Origin of the sequence: Sphingomonas sp. DC5200-1 (assembly GCF_049897245.1) — a bacterium.
Classification (GTDB): Bacteria; Pseudomonadota; Alphaproteobacteria; order Sphingomonadales; family Sphingomonadaceae; genus Sphingomonas; species Sphingomonas aquatilis.
In genome coordinates this window covers 351,959-368,855 of record NZ_JAFCVW010000004.1, presented here as the reverse complement: position 1 = coordinate 368,855, position 16,897 = coordinate 351,959, and the positions used below count along the sequence as shown (strand labels likewise).

Annotated in this window: 17 protein-coding genes; 6 read left to right on the top strand and 11 right to left on the bottom strand. The window is 69.0% G+C overall.

Going from position 1 to position 16,897, the window contains the following annotated elements:
- The first annotated feature begins 82 nt into the window (after positions 1 to 82).
- Positions 83 to 757 carry an OmpA family protein gene (locus ACP7A3_RS10785; protein WP_018250602.1) on the top strand — a complete coding sequence of 225 codons (675 nt, stop codon included), beginning with the start codon at positions 83 to 85 and terminating at the stop codon, positions 755 to 757.
- A gap of 278 nt (positions 758 to 1,035) precedes the next feature.
- Here the strand turns inward: ACP7A3_RS10785 and ACP7A3_RS10780 are convergent, their stop codons facing one another.
- Together ACP7A3_RS10780 and ACP7A3_RS10775 are read right to left on the bottom strand one after the other, a co-directional pair.
- Complete coding sequence (locus ACP7A3_RS10780; RefSeq protein ID WP_043060924.1) at positions 1,036 to 1,464, bottom strand: nucleoside deaminase; 429 nt, start codon at positions 1,462 to 1,464, stop codon at positions 1,036 to 1,038.
- Between the two features lie 63 nt (positions 1,465 to 1,527).
- Positions 1,528 to 1,737, bottom strand: a complete 210-nt coding sequence (locus tag ACP7A3_RS10775; RefSeq protein ID WP_017980309.1) for a hypothetical protein — start codon at positions 1,735 to 1,737, stop codon at positions 1,528 to 1,530.
- Positions 1,738 to 1,905: 168 nt separating this feature from the next.
- Between ACP7A3_RS10775 and rpmB the strand changes: the two genes are divergently transcribed.
- The gene (gene rpmB / locus ACP7A3_RS10770) at positions 1,906 to 2,205 is read left to right on the top strand and encodes a 50S ribosomal protein L28 (RefSeq protein ID WP_017980310.1); all 300 of its coding nucleotides are present in this window, start codon (positions 1,906 to 1,908) and stop codon (positions 2,203 to 2,205) included.
- A 135-nt stretch (positions 2,206 to 2,340) separates the two neighbouring features.
- On the opposite strand, the gene ACP7A3_RS10765 is transcribed toward rpmB, so the two are convergent.
- Positions 2,341 to 3,354, bottom strand: coding sequence for an esterase-like activity of phytase family protein (locus ACP7A3_RS10765; RefSeq protein WP_426255565.1), 1,014 nt, complete (start codon positions 3,352 to 3,354; stop codon positions 2,341 to 2,343).
- 176 nt (positions 3,355 to 3,530) lie between these two features.
- Between ACP7A3_RS10765 and ACP7A3_RS10760 the strand changes: the two genes are divergently transcribed.
- Complete coding sequence (locus tag ACP7A3_RS10760) at positions 3,531 to 3,899, top strand: glycine zipper 2TM domain-containing protein (protein WP_017980312.1); 369 nt, start codon at positions 3,531 to 3,533, stop codon at positions 3,897 to 3,899.
- 362 nt (positions 3,900 to 4,261) lie between these two features.
- Here the strand turns inward: ACP7A3_RS10760 and phbB are convergent, their stop codons facing one another.
- From phbB to lgt, 8 genes are all read right to left on the bottom strand, one after another.
- Positions 4,262 to 4,984, bottom strand: a complete 723-nt coding sequence (gene phbB / locus ACP7A3_RS10755) for an acetoacetyl-CoA reductase (RefSeq protein ID WP_426255564.1) — start codon at positions 4,982 to 4,984, stop codon at positions 4,262 to 4,264.
- A 97-nt stretch (positions 4,985 to 5,081) separates the two neighbouring features.
- Positions 5,082 to 6,083, bottom strand: a complete 1,002-nt coding sequence (gene hemH / locus ACP7A3_RS10750; RefSeq protein ID WP_426255563.1) for a ferrochelatase — start codon at positions 6,081 to 6,083, stop codon at positions 5,082 to 5,084.
- Complete coding sequence (locus ACP7A3_RS10745; protein WP_426255562.1) at positions 6,080 to 8,281, bottom strand: molybdopterin cofactor-binding domain-containing protein; 2,202 nt, start codon at positions 8,279 to 8,281, stop codon at positions 6,080 to 6,082. Before ACP7A3_RS10745 ends, hemH begins: the two co-directional genes overlap by 4 nt.
- Positions 8,282 to 8,366: 85 nt before the next feature.
- Positions 8,367 to 9,680: a cystathionine gamma-synthase family protein gene (locus ACP7A3_RS10740; RefSeq protein ID WP_018250601.1), complete on the bottom strand. Its 1,314-nt coding sequence runs from the start codon at positions 9,678 to 9,680 to the stop codon at positions 8,367 to 8,369.
- 190 nt (positions 9,681 to 9,870) lie between these two features.
- Positions 9,871 to 10,638 carry a peptidoglycan editing factor PgeF gene (gene pgeF / locus ACP7A3_RS10735; RefSeq protein WP_426255561.1) on the bottom strand — a complete coding sequence of 256 codons (768 nt, stop codon included), beginning with the start codon at positions 10,636 to 10,638 and terminating at the stop codon, positions 9,871 to 9,873.
- Complete coding sequence (locus ACP7A3_RS10730) at positions 10,635 to 11,144, bottom strand: GNAT family N-acetyltransferase (RefSeq protein WP_426255560.1); 510 nt, start codon at positions 11,142 to 11,144, stop codon at positions 10,635 to 10,637. The genes pgeF and ACP7A3_RS10730 overlap by 4 nt, the downstream gene beginning before the upstream one ends.
- A complete protein-coding gene (locus ACP7A3_RS10725) occupies positions 11,141 to 12,217 on the bottom strand; it encodes a class I SAM-dependent methyltransferase (protein WP_426255559.1) in 1,077 nt (358 codons plus the stop codon). Before ACP7A3_RS10725 ends, ACP7A3_RS10730 begins: the two co-directional genes overlap by 4 nt.
- Positions 12,218 to 12,478: 261 nt before the next feature.
- Positions 12,479 to 13,396 (bottom strand): prolipoprotein diacylglyceryl transferase, encoded by a 918-nt coding sequence (gene lgt / locus ACP7A3_RS10720; protein ID WP_426255558.1) that lies wholly within the window; start codon positions 13,394 to 13,396, stop codon positions 12,479 to 12,481.
- A 66-nt stretch (positions 13,397 to 13,462) separates the two neighbouring features.
- On the opposite strand from lgt, the gene ACP7A3_RS10715 reads away from it, so the two are divergent.
- The 3 genes from ACP7A3_RS10715 (at position 13,463) to ACP7A3_RS10705 (ending at position 16,843) form a co-directional block, all read left to right on the top strand.
- Positions 13,463 to 15,151 (top strand): class I adenylate-forming enzyme family protein, encoded by a 1,689-nt coding sequence (locus tag ACP7A3_RS10715; RefSeq protein WP_426255557.1) that lies wholly within the window; start codon positions 13,463 to 13,465, stop codon positions 15,149 to 15,151.
- A 212-nt stretch (positions 15,152 to 15,363) separates the two neighbouring features.
- On the top strand, positions 15,364 to 15,882 hold the full coding sequence (locus tag ACP7A3_RS10710; protein WP_331362083.1) for a phosphoribosyltransferase: 519 nt from the start codon (positions 15,364 to 15,366) through the stop codon (positions 15,880 to 15,882).
- 28 nt (positions 15,883 to 15,910) lie between these two features.
- The gene (locus ACP7A3_RS10705; RefSeq protein WP_426255556.1) at positions 15,911 to 16,843 is read left to right on the top strand and encodes an AEC family transporter; all 933 of its coding nucleotides are present in this window, start codon (positions 15,911 to 15,913) and stop codon (positions 16,841 to 16,843) included.
- Positions 16,844 to 16,897 lie beyond the last annotated feature (54 nt).

The window sequence follows — 16,897 nt, the reverse complement described above, 5'->3', positions numbered from 1 at the left end:
CGTTCAGATCGCAGGCGGAACAAGCCGCTTCGGACCTGAGTTATTCCCCCAGACGAAGGCCAATTGTAAGCAAAGGGACATCATGCGCTCCAAATTCCTCGCTGCCGCCGCGCTCACGGCGCTCGTTACGACCAGCGCCTGCACCACCGATCCGGAAACCGGCCAGCGCCGCATCTCGTCGACCGCGATCGGCGGCATCGGCGGCGCGCTCGGCGGCTATCTGCTCGGCGACCTCGTCGGCGGCCGCAACGATCGTACCGCCAAGATCCTGGGCGCCGGCATCGGCGGCCTCGCGGGGGCCGGCATCGGCGCGTACATGGACAAGCAGGAGCGCGACCTGCGCGCCCGCACCGCCGGCACCGACGTGCAGGTGACGCGCGAAGGCGACAATCTGATCCTCAACATCCCGTCGGGCATCACCTTCGGCTATAACAGCGCCGCGGTGCAGCCGCAGTTCCAGCGCACGCTCGATCAGGTCGCCGACACGCTGTCGCAGTACAACCAGACGTTCGTCGACGTGTACGGCTTTACCGATTCGACCGGCTCGGAATCGTACAACCAGCAGCTGTCGGAACGCCGCGCCGTGTCGGTCGCCGACTATCTGGCCGCGCATGGCGTGCAGGCCGCCCGCATCGGCACCCGCGGCTTCGGCGAGAGCAACCCGGTCGCCTCGAACGACACCGAAGCCGGCCGCGCCGCCAACCGCCGTGTCGAAATCAAGATCGTGCCGATCTCGCAGAACGATTTGCGTCAGTAAGACGCCTTTGCCCGCCGGTGCCATCGGTGCCGGCGGGTGTTTTGCGCGACGGCGCGCGCTGCGGCACCGTTTTGGTGCGCGCGAAGACGCGAAGACGCCAAGATGGTCCGCCTACGGCACCGTCAGGTGCCCCTCATGACATGAGAAGCAGGCTGCGCCGACCTACCGCGCACACCTCTCTGCGCCCTCCGTGCCTCTGCGCGCACACTCCATGAAACAGGCCAACGCGGCGCCACAGCGCGACCCCTTCGCGTCTTAGCGTCTTCGCGCGAACCCGCTCACCGCCGGTCGCGAAAGAAGGCCCGCAGCAGCGCCGCCGCCTCAGCCTCGCCGATCCCGCCGTACACCTCCGGCCGGTGATGCACGGTGGGTTGTGAAAACAACCGCGGCCCGTGTTCGATCGCCCCACCCTTGGGGTCGCTCGCACCATAATAGAGCCGCCCGATCCGGGCATGCGCGATCGCCCCCGCGCACATCGCGCAGGGCTCCAGCGTCACCCACAGATCCGCCTCCTCCAGCCGCTCGCGGCCCAACCGCGCCGCGGCCTCGCGGATAACGCGCATTTCGGCATGGGCGGTGGGATCGCACAGCGCGCGCGGCGCATTGGCCGCCTCGGCGATCACCTCGCCGCGCCACAGCAGCACCGCCCCCACCGGCACCTCGCCAGCCGCGGCGGCGGCGGCGGCCGCGTCGAGGGCGCGTCGCATGGGGGGCGGCAGGGGAAACATCTGCCCCTCCTGCCCCCGATCCCCGATTCGCGAAAGCGCCCCTTATTGGGCGTTGCCCGGCCGTTCGACGTTCACGGTCGGCACCTCCACCGTCTTCTTCTCGGTGCCGACGCTGACACGCGCGACGTCGGCCTTGAACTGCGGCGCCTGCACCAGGGCCGGGCGCGTCTGATCGATATTGATGAAGCCGAAATACATCAGCGCCACGACGATGAGCGCGATGACCCCGAGCAATGCCAGCAACGTGCGCATGTGAACCGTCCCCTGTTCGTGACCTTTACGATGGCGTAACAACGCCGCGTGTCCGAGTCCGTTGCACCCGGCGTGCGACGGTGCGTGGATCGCCCCATGGTTGACGGATCGCCGCGAAGCCGCTAGTGGCGCCGGCTTTCCGGGCAACCGAATTCAGGATTTAAAGCCATGTCGCGCATTTGCGAGCTGACCGGCAAGGGCCGGCAGGTGGGTCACAACGTTTCCCACGCCAACAACAAGACCAAGCGCACGTTCCTGCCGAACCTGCAGAACGTCACGCTGATGTCCGATTCGCTCGAGAAGAGTGTGCGTCTGCGCGTGTCGACCCACGGCCTGCGCTCGGTCGAGCACAACGGCGGTCTCGACAACTGGCTGGTGAAGACCGGTGACGACAAGCTGTCGCTGCGCTGCCGCCGTCTGAAGCGCGAAATCGTCAAGAAGCTGTCGGCGACCGCCGCCGCCGCGTAAGCGGCCGACAGCGACGTCCGTTTCCGGCTTGCCAAGGCCCGCTGCTCCCCGGAGTGGCGGGCTTTTGCCGTTGGTGATGGCGGCGCGAACAGCCGGCGCGGGCGGACCGCCCGATCTTCGGCCGCGCGCGGTGCGTCAACGCGAATCGAGCCGGAATTTGAGCAGCAGCGTCCGCTGCAGAGGCAGTTGGTTGTCGTCAGACACCAGCCAGACGATCGTCGCGCCGTTTTCGATCGTCGTCGCCACGCCTTCGAAATTGTCGTGGATCAGCGGCGAATCGAGCGTCGCGAGCAACTGCCCACGCGCCACACTGCCCGCGCGAATCGCCGACGCCGGCACCAGCGACAGGCGAATGCTGAACCGAAAGGGCAACCGGAACACCCGATCGAGCACCAGCAGGTCGCCGTTGGGCAAGGCGGTCGCATCGGCGGGGTCGTAGCGCCCGTAGGGCATATAGGCGAAATAGACCGGCCGCGTGCGGATCGGATCGCCGGGGAAGAGTAACGCTGTGCGGCTGTGCAGCCTTTCGGCTTCCGCGCCCGTCCAATGCGTCCGCGGGACATGCGCATCCTCGCTGATCGTCACGAATCGCCCATCCGGCAGGCGCGCGAGCGATTCGGGGCCGCCGTTGATCGGCCAGCGCGCCATCTCAGGCGGCGTGCGCTGTGCCTCGGCGCGCGCAAAACCGGGAGCGTAGCGCCAGATGGCGTTATAGCGCTCATATCCCACCCAGATCTGCCCCGTCACCGGATCGGCCGCCATCGATTCGGTGTCGCGGTCGCGCTTCTCCCAACCGGTGCCCGGTCCCTGCGGCAGGTTCTGGAACTGAACGCCATGCGGCCGCCAGTCCGCGCCCATCGTGAAGGCGACGATATTGCCGCCATCGCTGAGCAGCGTGAACCGGTCGCCGTTCGGCCGTCGCTCCACCCGCAGCGACGAATAGCCGCCAAACGCCGGATCGCGGCTGCGCAGCTCGGCACCGCCCAGATAGGTCAGCGATCCCAGCCGCCGATGCGTCGGATCGGCGGGGTCGAGAACGACGCGCCGCACGGTCAGTTCGGGGTGTCGCCCCAACAACGGCAGGCGTTCTTCCCCCGCCCAGCCGGGAACGATCAACAACACCGCCAGGATGACGAACAGCACACGCATGCCGCGCCTCATAGGGTGCGGAACGGCAGGCGGCACCCCTGCTCTGCCTGAACGGACGATAACGGGCGCATTCAGGGTCGGGTCAACGCGACTCGGGCAGAAGGCATCCATCGACGACGGGCAGGTGCCCCCCGCATCGCCGTCGAAACGGACAGATTACGGACGGGAGAAGACCCATGCTGAAGACCCTGAGCCTCGCCGGTGCGGCGCTCGCCATGACCGCCTCGGCCCTCGTGCCGGTTAGCGCCGCCTCGGCGCAGCGCGGCTATTACGGCGGTTACGATCGCGGCTACGCCTATGACCGCGGCTATCGTGACGATCGCGTCTATCGCGGCGACCGTGGCTATTACCGCGACCGCGGCTACGCCCGCCGCTGCAACGACGGCACCACCGGTACGGTGCTCGGTGCGATCGCCGGTGGCCTGCTCGGCCGCACGATCGACACCCGTGGCGATCGCACGCTCGGCACCGTCCTCGGCGCCGGTGCGGGTGCCCTCGCCGGCCGCGCGGTCGAGCGCTCGGATCGCCCCGGCTATTGCCGGTAAGCGTTAAGCCCCGCGTAGCGTAACGGGGTGCGAGGCCCGGTCTTCCTTCGGGAAGGCCGGGCCTTGTGTTGTGTGCGAGATTCGTGCCCCCGCCCCACGCACGCCGTCACCCCGGACTTGGTCCGGGGTCCACTCCGCGGCGGGGGGAAGGCAAAAGGCTCGGGCGCTCCCCCAGCGGCCCGGTGGACCCCGGAAGGCGTCCGGGGTGACGGAGCGTTTTCGGGAAACGGCGCCGCCCAATCAGGACGCCGGCAAAGCCGTCGTCGGACGGGTTCGCCCTTGGCGACCCGCCGGCCGTGCCGATGCGTGCGTGCGCGTTGCGCGCGCATCGGGGCGTAGCCTGGGCTACGCCCCTCGCATCGTCAGTACATGTGTTGGCCGCCGTTCAGGCTCAGCGTCGATCCCGTCACGAAGCCCGCATCTTCCGAACACAGGAAGGCGACGCCACGCGCGATTTCGCTCGCCTGACCCAGGCGGCCGACGGGGATCTTGGCGACGATCTTCTCCAGCACGTCGCTTGGCACCGCCGCCACCATGTCGGTGTCGATATAGCCCGGCGCGATCGCGTTCACCGTCACGCCGGCGCGCGCGCCTTCCTGCGCCAATGCCTTGGTGAAGCCGTGGATGCCGCTCTTCGCCGCGGCATAGTTCACTTGGCCGTACTGGCCCGCCTGGCCGTTGATCGAACCGATGTTGACGATCCGCCCCCATTTGCGCTCGCGCATGCCGGGGAAGGTGGCCTTGGCCATGTTGAAGCAACCACCCAGGTTGGTGTCCATGACCTCTTTCCACATCTGGTAGGTCATCTTCAGGATCGTGCCGTCGCGCGTGATGCCCGCATTGTTGACGACGATGTCGACCGGCCCCAAATCCGCGGCGACCTTCGCGCAGCCCTCCTGGCAAGCGTCGTAATCCGCGACGTCCCATTTGTAGGCGGCGACGCCCGTCCGCTCGGTGAACTCGCGCGCTCGTTCGTCATTGCCGGCGTAATTGGCGGCGACGGTGATACCGGCCTCTTTCAGGGCAAGGCTGATCGCCTCGCCGATGCCACGCGTACCACCGGTGACGATCGCTACTCTGGCCATTCCAACCTCTCCCGTTAGACGTTCGGTGGGACGCTAGGCGGGCGCCCGGACGGTGGCAATGGCGGAACCGGGGCCGGACCGGTATTTCCATATTTCGTTACGGAATCCAGCCTTGCAGCTCGCGCTGCAGCAAGGTCCGCAGCATCGCCATGCCCGGCGCGCCGTCGTTCAGGCAGGGCATATAGGCGAAGTCCGTGCCGCCCGCCGCGATGAAGCTTTCGCGGCCGCGGATGGCCAGTTCCTCCAGCGTCTCGAGGCAATCAGCGGAAAAGCCCGGCGCGACCACCGCAACCTTGCGCACGCCTTGCGCGGGCAGCGCCTCCAGCGTCTCATCGGTCGCCGGCCCCAGCCATTTCGCCGGACCGAAGCGCGACTGGAAGGCGATGGTGAGCTCGCGATTCATGGCCTCGGACAGCAGCCGCGCGGTCTTCTGGCAGTGGCAGTGATAGGGGTCGCCCAGCTCCAGCGTCCGCTTCGGCATGCCGTGGAAGCTGGCGACGATCCGCTCCGGCACGAAATCGAGGCCCGCGAGCTGCGATTCGATGCTCTCCTTCAGCGCGGCGATATAGGCGGGGTCGTCGTGATACGGCGGCAGCGTGCGGATTGCCGGCTGCCAGCGCATGCCGGCCAGCGCGGCGAAGGCCTTGTCGTTGGCGGTCGCGGTCGTCGCCGCACAATATTGCGGATATAACGGCGCGATCAGGATGCGCTCGCACCCGGCATCCTTCAGTGCGGCCAGCCGGTCGGCGATCGCCGGATTGCCGTAGCGCATCGCATAATCGACGATCACGCCTTCGCCGAACGCGTCCGTCAGCGCCTGTGCCTGCCGGCGCGTGATCGCGGCGAGCGGCGACCCTTCGTCGCTCCACACCAGGCCATAGGCATGCGCGGACTTTTTCGGGCGGGTGTTGAGGATGATGCCGCGCAGGATCGGCTGCCACGCGATCGCCGGGATTTCGACGACGCGCCGATCGGACAGGAATTCGCCCAGATAGCGTTTCACCGATTTCGGATCGGGCGCGTCGGGCGTGCCGAGATTGGTGAGCAATACCCCGATCTTGCGGGGCGGAATCGCGGGATGGCCGGCGGGAATCGTCATGACGTCGGCTGTAGCGGCAGTGTGCGCAGCCGCCTACCGGTCGCGGAGAAGACGGCATTGGCGATCGCGGGCGCGACCGCGGGCACGCCCAGTTCGCCCACCCCGCCGGGCGCCTCGCCCGATGCGATGAGTTCGACGACGATATCGGGACTGTCCGCGAGGCGCGGCAGGTTGAGCCCCGCAAACCCATGCGCGCGCGTCCGCCCCTTCGCAACACCGGTCGAGGCGCCCAGTGCCTGCGCCATGCCGAAGATCAGGCCGCCCTCGATTTGCTGGCGAACGAGGTCGGGATTGACGATCCGCCCGCAATCCACCGCCGCGACGAGCCGGTCGACGCGGATCCGCCCGCCATCCTCCGCCGACACCTCCGCCAGCACCGCGATGCGGCTGCCGCGAAAGGCATGCGCGGCGATGCCCTGCCCCGATCCGTCGGCACCGCCGTCCCAGCCGCCCAGCGCCGCCACCGTCGTCAGGCAGCGTGCCAGCCGCGGCTCGCCACCCAGCATGCCGATCCGGTAGGACAAGGGTTCGGTGCCCGCGACATGCGCCAGCTCGTCGATGAAGCATTCGGTGAAGAAGGCGGTGTAGCCATGCGCGCCGCCGCGCAGGTGGCCGGTTTCGATGCCGATGTCGGCGGGATGATGCGCAATGGCATAGGCCGGGATGCGATAGACCGGCGTCGCGCCCGCCACCGCATAGGGATCGCCGCGCCCCAGCAGCGCGCCCGCGCCGGGGAGCAGCCGCCGGGCGAGCGCATGGCCCGTCGCAGGCGCCGCGATCGCTGCGTCCCAGGCGGCAATCGCGCCGTTGCTCGACAGGCGCGCGCGCAACGTCGCGCGGGCGGGCGGGCGGAAGCGATCGTGCAGCGTCTCCTCGCCGCGCGACCAGACGAGATTGACCGGACGCTTCAGCTGCATCGTCAGTAACGCCGCCTGTTCGGCGATCACCGTCTCCAGCCGCGCACCGAAGTCGCCGCCCGACAGCGTGCGGTGGATCACCACCGCCCCCGGCGACAGACCCGCCACGCGCGCCGCCGCCGCCCGCGCCGCCGCGGGGGCCGCGGTGGGCAACCACAGCTCCAGCCGCCCGTCGCGATACGCCGCCGCCGCGCTCGCGGTCTCCAGCGCGGCATGCACGCCCAGCCCGACGCGATAGTCCGAAGAGACGACGCCGCCGCCCTCCAGCAAGCGCGCCGGGTCGCCGGTCGCGGCCATGGTCTGCCCCGGTGCGGCCAGCGCGTCGGTCAGCGCGCGGTCGATCCCGGCATCGTCGGCGAGCGGCGTGTCGCTGGCGAAGCGCGGCGCGAGCGCCTCCAGCGCGCGATTCGCGGCCCACCAGGTCGTCGCAACTGCTGCCACCCACTTGGGATTCTCGACGACCGCCAGCACGCCGCGAATGCGATCCGCCGCCGCCCGGTCGACCGCGACCAACCGCGCATCGCCGATCGGCCCCTGCCGGATCGCGGCATGCACCATGTCGGGCAGGCGGATATCCCCCGCAAAGCTGGCCGAACCATCGACCTTCGCGGGTACGTCGATCCGCGGCACCGCCTGTCCCGCGAGCTTGCCCGCCCCCGCGACGCCGATTGGCAGGGGTTTGGGCACGCTCTCGCGCGCCGCCTCCGCCGCCAGCGCGGCGAAGCGTAACCGGTCGCGGCCGTGGACGATGAAACCCGCCTCCGCGCTGCAATCGGTCCAGGTGACGCCCCAGCGTCGTGCCGCCGCCTTGCACAGCAGCGCCCGCGCGGTCGCGCCCGCGGTGCGCGCATCGTCCTCGAACATGCGAAGACTGGTCGATCCGCCGGTCAGCATCGCGTCGCTGCGCTGCGCATAGCTGTCGTAGAGATGCTGCGGCAGCCGCGCGAGCGTGCCTTCGAACAGCGATTCGAGCGCCAGCGGGTTGGCATAGAGCGGGTTGATCGGCGCCGCCTCGACGCCGACCGTCCGCCAGTCGGCACCCAGTTCGTCGGCCACCACCTGCGCCAATGCAGTGTAGATGCCCTGCCCGTGTTCCAGCTGCGGCACCGCGACGGTGACATGGCCATCGTCGCCGATCTTCAGCCACGCGCCGAATGCGATCTCGCCGGGCGCGGTCGCGAGGTTCGGGGCATAAGCGCGCGGCCACAGCCCCCAGGCGACGACCAGCCCGACGCCCGCGCCCCCCGCGACGATCACCTTGCGCCTGCTGATCCCTGCCATGCAGCGGCTCTACCGGGGCCGGGCTGCGGGCGGAAGCGGGTTGATGGCGGGCGCCCCTCCTGAAATCGGGAGGGGCGCCCGTCGCTTAGATCGCGTCCAGCGCCTGCGCAAAGTCGGCGATCAGATCGTCGGCATCCTCGACGCCGATCGAGATGCGCACCAGGCTGTCGGTAATCCCCAGCGCGTCCTTGCGCTCCTGCGGAACCGACAAGTGGGTCATCGCCGCCGGATGGCTCGCGAGCGTCTCGGTGCCGCCCAGCGACACGGCGAGCTTGGCGATACGCAGCGCATCGAGAAAGCGGAACGCCTCCGCCTCGCCGCCCTTCAGGATCAGCGAGAAAGTGGAGCCGGCGCCCGAGCAATGGCGGCGATAGATGTCCGCCTGCCGCTCCTGCCCCGGCTCATCGCCAAAGAAGCCGAGATAGCCGACGCGCTCGACCTTTGGATGCGTGCGCAGATAGGCGCAGACCTTGGCGGCATTCTCGCCCGCGCGGCTCATGCGCAGTTCCAGCGTTTCCAGCGACCGCAGCAGCATCCATGCGGTATTGGGATCGCAGATCGTGCCGATCGTGTTGCGCATCGACCGGATCGTGTTGATGTGCGCCTTCGACCCCAGCACACCACCCGCGACCAGATCGCTATGCCCGCCGGCATATTTGGTGAGGCTGTAGACGACGATATCCGCGCCGTGGCGCAACGGCTGCTGCCAAAGCGGCCCGAGGAAGGTGTTGTCGATCGCGATCGGTGGCTTTTCCGCCGCATCGGCGAAGATTGCGTCGCGGCTCGCCGCCACCGCCTCGATATCGACCAGCGCGTTGGTCGGGTTCGCCGGGCTTTCGAGATAGATCAGCGCGACGTTGCCGGTCGCCGCCTCGGTCAGCACCGCGTCGATCTCCTCGCGCGTCGCACCGGCCGGGAAGTCGAGCCACTTCACCCCGAACTTGCCGAGGATGCGGCCGATCAGCGTCTCGGTCGCCGCATACAGCGGGCCGGAATGGACGATCGTGTCGCCCGGCTTGGTCATCGCGAGGAACAGCGTCGCGATCGCCGACATGCCGCTCGAAAAGGCGAGCGCATCCTCCGCCTCGTCCCAGATCGCCAGGCGATCCTCCAGGATTTCCTGGTTCGGTCCGTTGAAGCGCGAATAGACGAGGCCATCGGCCCCGCCCGGCCGCTTGCCGGTCACGCCCTCGAAATGGCGCTTGCCCGCTGCGGCATTGGGGAAGACGAAGGTGGAGGTGAGGAAGATCGGCGGCTTCAGCGCGCCTTCGGACAAGGCCGGGTCGAAGCCGTGGCCCATCATCATCGTCGACGGCTTCAGCTTGCGGTCACCGATCGTCTGCGGCGTGTTGGCGGGCAGATTGCCCCCGACGCCGGTGATCTGTGCTTCATCGGGCATGGTACTCTCCTTTACCGAAGAGCATAGCGCCGACTGGTAACGTTGGATACTAGTATACAGGCGCGCCCGGCCCCTCGTCTTCGTCATTCCGGCGCACGCCGGAATCCATGGACGTGGGAGGCTCACGGCTCGTGCCCCACCCTTGCACCGGGTCCATGGATCCCGGCGTTCGCCGGGATGACGGGGTGGCTCAGGCAGGCAACCCGATCAGACTGATCTGCCGCCCGTAATCCGGCTCGCCCTTATGCGTCGCGCGGCGGTAGCTGTAGAAGCGGTCGGACTGCGCATAGGTATCCAGCCCCAGCGCCTCGATCCGGGCAAGGCCAGCGGCAGCGAGCCGATGCGTCACATAGGCCTCGAGGTCGAACTGGTAGCGCCCGTCCCGACCGCTCGCAAAGAAGCGCTCATTCTCCGGATCGACCGCCGTGAAACGCGCGAGGAACCCCTCATCCACCTCGTACGACGCGCGTGCGATGCACGGGCCGATCGCGGCGGCGATCCGATCGCGCCGTGCCCCGATCTTCTCCATCGCGGCGATCGTCGCATCGGTGACGCCGGCCAGCGCCCCCTTCCACCCGGCATGCGCCGCGCCGACCACGCCCGCCTGCGCATCCGCGAACAGCACCGGCGCGCAATCCGCGGTCAGGATGCCGAGCAGCAATCCCGGGCGTTCGGTGACGAGCGCGTCGGCATGCGGGCGCTCGGCATCGGGATAGGCGGCGTTGACGCGCACCACGTCCGCCGAATGAACCTGATACAGCGATGCGAGCGGCGCACCGGGCAGCACCGCCGCCGCCGCCCGCCGTCGATTCTCCGCGACCGCTGCGGGATCGTCCTGCGATCCAAGGCCGACGTTCAGGCCCGCGACCACCCCCTGCGACACGCCGCCGCGCCGCCCGAGAAAACCGTGCGGCACATCGCCCAGCCCGCGCGCGCGGATCACCTCGACGTCGCTCACAGCACCAGCCGCATCAGATGATCCTCGTCGGCGTGGTTGCCGACCATGAAGGTGTAGCGGCCGACGTCCGCGAAGCCATAGCGTTCGTAGAAGCGACGGGCGCGATGATTGTCGACGTACACCGACAGGAACAGCTCGCGCGCGCCACGGTCCCGCGCGGTGGCGATCACCCAGTCCATCATCCGCGCGGCAAGCCCGCTGCCCTGCTGGTCGGCGGTAAGGTACAGCTGGCGCAGTTCGATCATCGGGCCGGTCGGCGTCACCGGCAGCCCCTGCGGCCCCAGCTTGGCAAAGCCGACCGCGCGGCCCTCCTCCTCGGCGAGCAGGAAGGCGAAGGCGGGATCGGCCAGCTCGCGCCGCCACGCGGGAACCGTCATGCCGTCGAGAAAGGCGGCAAGATCAGCCGGATCGTACAGATGCCCGAAGGTCGCGGTGAAGCATGCGGCAAACAGCGCGGCGATCGCCTCCGCATCGGCCACCGTGGGGGTACGCAGCGTCGCGGTCATGCGCCGAACGCCGCCGGCACCGGCCAGTCTGCGCGCGTCACCGCCAGCGCGCGGAACAGCGTCCCCATATCGCTCATCAGCCGCGCGCGATCGGCCAGGATCGCCTCAGCTTTGTCCGGCGTCGCCCGTGCCAGCGCGGTCGCGCGCGTGTCGATGCCGAGGCCCCCCAGCAAGTCACGCTGCGAGATCGGCCCCCAGGCGACCGCGCCCGCCCCCTGCGCCGCGGCGGCGAGCGTGGTGAAATCGACATGTGCGCTGAGATCGACCGTGCCCGGCGTGTCGAACGGATTGGCGAAGCCATGGCCGCGCACCGCCTGCAACGTGTCGCCGAGCGCCGGGCCTTCATACCCATAATCGATCGCCAACATCGCGCCGCCCTGCGCGACGATGCGGCGGGCAAGCGCGGTCATCACCGTGACGCTGGCGGGCGAAATTTCCAGCACCGACCCGGCGGGGGCATCGCGCAACGGTTCGGGCAGCACCTCCGGCGGCACGGGCTTGCCCGCGATGGGGAGAAACAGCGTGTCCTGGCAGGCGACCAGCCGCTCGTGCCAGCCGCCGCCCTGCTCCTTGGCGCCGCGGCGGATCAGCTGGCGGATCGGCAGCGCATCGAAGAATTCGTTGGCGACGACGATCAGCGCTTCGGTCGTCGGCAGGCTGTCGACCGAATCATGGAAGGTCGCACCCGGCACCGCGGCGGCCTGCAGGTCGCGCAGCCGCGGGCTAGTCTCGACGAAATGGACGGGCGGTTCGAACCCCGCCTTCGCCATCGCGCGCCGGGCATCGGCGGCGAGCGTGCCCCGGCCCGGCCCCAGCTCGACCCAGGCGACCTCGGGGCGGCCGGCGCGGTCCCACAGGTCGGCGCACCACAGGCCGATCAGCTCGCCGAACATCTGGCTGATCTCGGGCGCGGTCACGAAGTCGCCGCCCGCACCGATCGCCTGCTGCGTCGCATAATAGTGCGCATTGGCGGCGGCCATGAACTGCGACACCGGCATCGGTCCCGCCAGCGTGATCGCACGGGCGAGCCGGTCGGGCAGCGGAGCGTCGGGAATATCGGTCACGTCGGTCACGCGCGGCAGATGCCGTGGCCGGGCGGTGGGCGCAAGGCTCCTTCCAGTCCTCCCCCGCCAGGGGGAGGTGGCAGCGCGACAGCGCTGACGGAGGGGGAGGTAAGCGGCGCACGCCGTTATAAACTGCGTCGCCTACCTCCCCCTCCACCATTCGGCTAGCGCCGAACGGTCCCCCGCATCGGGTCGATCATGCCCCCGGCATGATCTTGAACGGCTTGGGGGCCGTTCATCCCGATGCGCCCTGGCGGGGGAGGACTTTCGTCAGGCCACGCTCTCCGTCCCCGCGATCGGTTCCACCCGCGTGCGGCGACTCTTGGCGGTCAGCACCAGATACAGGCCGCCCGCGATCATCGGCACGCACAGCCACTGGCCCATGTGGATGCCGGTCGCCTCGATGAAGGTGCCGTGGAACTGCGGATCGGGTTCGCGGAAGAATTCCACGATGAACCGCGCGATGCCATAGCCCAGCACGAACAGCCCGACGAGCTTGCCCGGCTGGTAGCGCGCCTTGGTGCGCCAGAAGGCGAACCACAGGACGGCGAACAGGATGATCCCCTCCATCCCCGCTTCGTACAGCTGGCTGGGATGGCGCGCCGGCTCGGGGATGCCGAAGGGCACGGTGCGTTCGAACACGATCGCCCAGGGTACATCGGCGGGCTTGCCCCACAATTCGCCGTTTACGAAATTGGCGAGCCGGCCGAAGAACAAGCCGAAGGGCACGCAGCAGGCGAGGTAGTCGTGGACGCGCAGCCAGTCGAGCTTGTGCTTGCGCGCGAACAGGATGATCCCCAGCGACGTCCCGATGACGCCGCCGTGGAAGCTCATGCCGCCGTCCCACAGCCGCAGGATGCGCACCGGATGCAGCAGCATCTCGGGCGCGTAGAACAGCACATAGCCGATCCGCCCACCCAGGATGATGCCCAGCGTCGCATAGAAGACGAGGTCGTCGGCATGGCGCCGCGCCATCGGCGCCCCGGGCTGGGCGAGCAGCTTCAGCAGATACCACCAGCCGAGCAAGATGCCGCCGATATAGGCAAGGCTGTACCAGCGCAGCGGAATACTGCTGTGGGGGAACACCATGGGATCAAGTCCCAAATCGGCGAAGCGGATATGGCCGCCCCCGGAACCCACCAGCGGATCGGCGAGTGGGGCGGCGGCGGCGAGCAACGGCAGGATCAAGGCTTTCCCCCTGGGTTTCGCCCCTGCATAGTGGGGCAAAGGCACAAGACCAAGCGGAGAGCATGCATGCGGACGACCCTCGACGAGCGGATGGACGCCACGATGGCGGCACTGACCGGGCCGGGGGGCATGCTGGCGCTGGGCGAGGCGGAGCGCGGCGGGCGCCGCTATCCGATCATCGCCGCCGCACCACCTGCCTTGCCGCACTATTTCGCGCATTATTGCCTTGAGCATGCCGACAAGACCTTTCTGGTCGCCGGCGACGAACGGCTGACCTTCGCTGATGTCTATGCCGCCGCGCGCGCGGTCGCTGGCGCCCTCGTCGCCACGCACCGCGTGGCGAAAGGCGACCGGGTGGGTATCGCCATGCGCAATTCGCCGTCGTGGATCGTCCTCTACATGGGCATATTGATGGCGGGCGGCGTCGCCACCCTGCTCAACGGCTGGTGGCAGGCGGAGGAACTGGCCGCGGCGATCGACGAGGTGGAGGCGCGCCTCGTCTTCGCCGACGGCCCGCGCGCGCAGCGGCTGGCCGGATCGTCGGCGCAGGTGGTGGCGATCGACGATACGCTGCCGCTCGCCGAGGCGCTGGGCGCGATCACCGCGGCGGGTGGCGAGGAGGCCGCGTTGCCCGATGTCGCGGGCACCGATCACGCGACCATCCTGTTCACCTCCGGATCGACCGGCCGGTCGAAGGGCGCGATCGCCGATCACCGCGGCGTGGTGCAAGGCACGTTCAACTATCTCGCACAGGCGCTGATGATGCTCGGCCTCGCGACGCAGGACGGCAATCCGCCGACCGAACAGCTATCGACGCTGCTGACGTTGCCGCTGTTCCACGTCACCGCCGAGGTGCCGGTGATGCTGCAGAGCTTTGCCATGGGTCGCAAGCTCGTCCTGATGCGCAAATGGGACGCGGTCGAGGCGATGCGCCTGATCCAGGCGGAGCGGATCAGCTATTTCGTCGGCGTGCCGCTGATGAGCTTCGAAATCCTGACGCATCCCGATCGCGTCTCCTTCGACCTCTCCACCGTCACCGATTTCGCCGCGGGCGGCGCGCCGCGCCCGGTCGAGCATGTCCGCCGCATCGATGCGGAGATGGGCGGATCGGCGCCGCTGATCGGCTATGGCCTGACCGAGACGAACGGCATCGGCACCGGCAATTGGCGCAGCAACTATCTCGCCAAGCCCGACAGCGCCGGGCGTGCCTCCGCCCCGCTGGTGGACCTCGCGATCCTCGACGATGACGGGGCGCCCGTACCGCAGGGCGCGCGTGGCGAGATCGCGGTCCGCTCGATCGCCAACTTCCTCGGCTATTGGAACCGGCCGGACGCGACCGCGGCGTGCATGACCTCGGACGGATATTTCCGCACCGGCGACATCGGCTATCTCGACGCGGACGGCTACCTGTTCATCGTCGATCGCGCCAAGGACATCGTGATCCGCGGCGGCGAAAACATCGCCTGCCAGGAGGTCGAAGCCGCGCTCTACGCCCATCCCGACGTCGCGGAGGCTGCGGTGTTCGGCCTGCCCGACGACCGCTTCGGCGAGGTGCCGGGCGCGGTGGTGCATCTGCGCGGCGACACGGCGCTGGATCAGCCGGCGCTACAGGCGTTCCTCGCCGACCATATCGCCGCCTTCAAGGTGCCCGCGCGCATCTGGGTTTCCCCGGTGGCCCTGCCACGGCTGGGCACCGAGAAGATCGACAAGGTGTCCCTCCGCAACACCTATCGCGCGATTGCGGCGGCGGGCTGAGGCCAGCCGCCATCGTGCAAGGGGGGCTGGAGCCACACCCCCACCCTTCGTCATTCCGGCGCACGCCGGAATCCATGGTCTCGGCGCGACCCGCAACTTGCACCCCACGGCTGTTCCGCATCCATGGATCCCGGCGTCCGCCGGGATGACGAAGGCAGAGGGTCACACCACCCCACGCTTGCCCCTGTGCCGCAATGCGGCAAAAAGGGCGGATGCCCGTGTTCACTCCCATCCCGCACGACGCCGTCGTCGCCGCCGTCCTGACCCTGCGCGATGCGATCGCCGCCGGTGACTGGCGCCCCGACACGATCGTCGGCATCGGCCGCGGCGGCCTGGTGCCCGCCGTCTACCTCAGCCATGCGATCGACGTGCCGATGCGCTCGATCGATCTGTCCGCCCGCGACAGCGACGCGGTAACGCAGGCGGGCCTTGCCGCTCTTGCCGCCCGGTCCCGCGCGGGCGAGCGCCTGCTGTTCCTCGACGACATCAACGATTCGGGTCGCACCATCGCCTTCGTCCGCGCCGCGCTCGCCGCGGCGGACGGCGATGCCGCCAATGTCCGCTTCGCCACGCTGATCGACAACAGCCGCTCGGCCGAACGCGTCGAGTTCGCCGCGCGCACCATCGACCGCGACGTCGTCAAGGACTGGTTCGTCTTCCCGTGGGAAGCCGTCGCGTCCAGCGAATCGATCGCCGCGGATGCGGCGGAAGTGCCGGACCGGATCGCCTGATCCGCCCGCGCAACCCGCAACGCCCGCGATGACGATCCTCGCCACCATCCTGCCGATCTTCGTGCTGATCCTGGCGGGCTTCGCCTTCGCCCGGCTGCGCGGTCTGGATGCAGGCGCGGTCAGCATCCTCAACACCTATGTCGTCTGGCTAGCGCTGCCCGCCTTGCTGTTCGATTTCGTGGCGGAGGCGGATTGGGCGACGCTCGCGCAGCCGCGCTTCACGCTGGTGTTCGCGATCGGCATGGTCGCGACCTTCGCGCTGTCCTATTGGGCCACCCCGCGCGTCGCCGGCATGCCCCGCAGCATGGCGCGCCGCTCGCTCGATGCGCTGACCGCCAGCTTTTCCAACTGCGCCTATATGGGCATCCCGATCGCGCACGGCCTGCTGGGGCCGGAAGGCCTCGCCGCCGCGGTCATCGCCGCGCTGCTGACCAGCTGTGCGTTATTCGCCTTTTCGCTGATGCTGGTCGAGGTCGATCTCGACGGCAAGGGGCTGCGGATCGCGACGATCGCGCGGGTCTTCGGATCGGTATTGCGCAACCCGATCGTCGCCGCGCCGGTCGCGGGCGCGCTGTACGCCCTAACCGGCCTCGGCCTGCCAACCCCGGCCGCGACCGTCCTAATGATGCTGGGCGGATCGGCGACCCCGGTCGCGCTGGTGACGATCGGCATGTTCCTCGCACAGCGGCGGGGAACGGGCGAGCCCGCTGAACTGGGCTTCGCGGTCGTCGCCAAGCTGGTGGTGCAGCCACTCGTCACGCTGATCGCGTTATGGCTGCTGCCCCTCCCTAAGCCCTATGCCGCCGCCGCGCTGATCGTCGCCGCGCTGCCGACCGGCACCGGGCCGTTCATGGTCGCCGAACTTTACGCGCAGGAGGTGACGCTCGCCGCCCGCGCGATCCTGATGTCGACGATCCTATCGCTGGTGACGGTGACGGCCGTGGCCTGGTGGGTGCTGTAAGCCACCAATCGCGCCGCGGACTCTTGGCATCAATCCTCCCCCGCCAGGGGGAGG

Excerpts from the sequence above, each read along its gene's own strand:
- ACP7A3_RS10705 (WP_426255556.1), top strand. The coding sequence starts at position 15,911 with ATGACGATCCTCGCCACCATCCTGCCGATCTTCGTGCTGATCCTGGCG.
- phbB (WP_426255564.1), bottom strand. The coding sequence starts at position 4,984 with ATGGCCAGAGTAGCGATCGTCACCGGTGGTACGCGTGGCATCGGCGAG.
- ACP7A3_RS10780 (WP_043060924.1), bottom strand. The coding sequence starts at position 1,464 with ATGCGACGCGCCCTCGACGCGGCCGCCGCCGCCGCCGCGGCTGGCGAG.
- ACP7A3_RS10745 (WP_426255562.1), bottom strand. The coding sequence starts at position 8,281 with ATGGCAGGGATCAGCAGGCGCAAGGTGATCGTCGCGGGGGGCGCGGGC.
- ACP7A3_RS10740 (WP_018250601.1), bottom strand. The coding sequence starts at position 9,680 with ATGCCCGATGAAGCACAGATCACCGGCGTCGGGGGCAATCTGCCCGCC.
- hemH (WP_426255563.1), bottom strand. The coding sequence starts at position 6,083 with ATGACGATTCCCGCCGGCCATCCCGCGATTCCGCCCCGCAAGATCGGG.
- ACP7A3_RS10760 (WP_017980312.1), top strand. The coding sequence starts at position 3,531 with ATGCTGAAGACCCTGAGCCTCGCCGGTGCGGCGCTCGCCATGACCGCC.
- ACP7A3_RS10765 (WP_426255565.1), bottom strand. The coding sequence starts at position 3,354 with ATGCGTGTGCTGTTCGTCATCCTGGCGGTGTTGTTGATCGTTCCCGGC.
- ACP7A3_RS10785 (WP_018250602.1), top strand. The coding sequence starts at position 83 with ATGCGCTCCAAATTCCTCGCTGCCGCCGCGCTCACGGCGCTCGTTACG.
- ACP7A3_RS10715 (WP_426255557.1), top strand. The coding sequence starts at position 13,463 with ATGCGGACGACCCTCGACGAGCGGATGGACGCCACGATGGCGGCACTG.
- ACP7A3_RS10730 (WP_426255560.1), bottom strand. The coding sequence starts at position 11,144 with ATGACCGCGACGCTGCGTACCCCCACGGTGGCCGATGCGGAGGCGATC.
- ACP7A3_RS10710 (WP_331362083.1), top strand. The coding sequence starts at position 15,364 with ATGCCCGTGTTCACTCCCATCCCGCACGACGCCGTCGTCGCCGCCGTC.
- rpmB (WP_017980310.1), top strand. The coding sequence starts at position 1,906 with ATGTCGCGCATTTGCGAGCTGACCGGCAAGGGCCGGCAGGTGGGTCAC.
- ACP7A3_RS10775 (WP_017980309.1), bottom strand. The coding sequence starts at position 1,737 with ATGCGCACGTTGCTGGCATTGCTCGGGGTCATCGCGCTCATCGTCGTG.